1 protein-coding gene is annotated in these 563 nt (G+C 52.6%); it reads left to right on the top strand.

Annotation, left to right across the window (positions count from 1 at the left end; genetic code table 11):
* Positions 1-36 precede the first annotated feature (36 nt).
* Positions 37-333 carry a hypothetical protein gene (locus ACOCD2_RS25450; protein ID WP_293650670.1) on the top strand — a complete coding sequence of 99 codons (297 nt, stop codon included), beginning with the start codon at positions 37-39 and terminating at the stop codon, positions 331-333.
* Positions 334-563: the final 230 nt, after the last annotated feature.

The raw sequence follows: 563 nt of genomic DNA, 5'->3' as shown, positions 1-563 counted from the left end.
GCGTTTGGATGCCTACTTTGCTTCCCCTCTGGCGCTATGCGCACGACGGGTAAGCAGTGCGGCCTCGCGGCTACTGGGGTCTACCAGCCTTCGCTTCGCTCTCCATGGCTGGCAGCGAAGGAGTTCCCCACACCCGTGGGGATGAACCGCGTGAAGCGCATTATTTACCTGAAACGCGGTCTGAAACGCGGTAATGATCCCTTCCATCGAGGGGATAAACGTCCCGCCGATTACCGGCACCGGCAACCAGAAAAACCTCCCGCCGCTCGGCGGGAGTTCCTGACTCCCAGCAAACAAACCCACAAAAACCGCAAACGTAAAAAAGAACCCTAAAAATAGGTGCTGTCAGTTATTGATATATTATCAAGTAGGCGAATAAACAACAGCGAACATAAGCGACGGACAATTATATGAACAACAACGAACTGTTAACAACAGCGGACGTAAGCTTCCCCGTCAAGTGGACAGCTCAAAAGTAGAGATTCTGGCCTTTTCAAGGGCCTCAATGGGTGTCATCCCACCGAGACTGTCGTGATCTCGCTCTTCGTTGTATTCCAGCATCC

The organism is Thiolapillus sp., from assembly GCF_048562965.1.
Taxonomy (GTDB): Bacteria; Pseudomonadota; Gammaproteobacteria; order Chromatiales; family Chromatiaceae; genus Thiolapillus; species Thiolapillus brandeum_A.
This window is presented reverse-complemented; position numbering and strand designations above follow the sequence as displayed.

Excerpts from the sequence above, each read along its gene's own strand:
- ACOCD2_RS25450 (WP_293650670.1), top strand. The coding sequence starts at position 37 with ATGCGCACGACGGGTAAGCAGTGCGGCCTCGCGGCTACTGGGGTCTAC.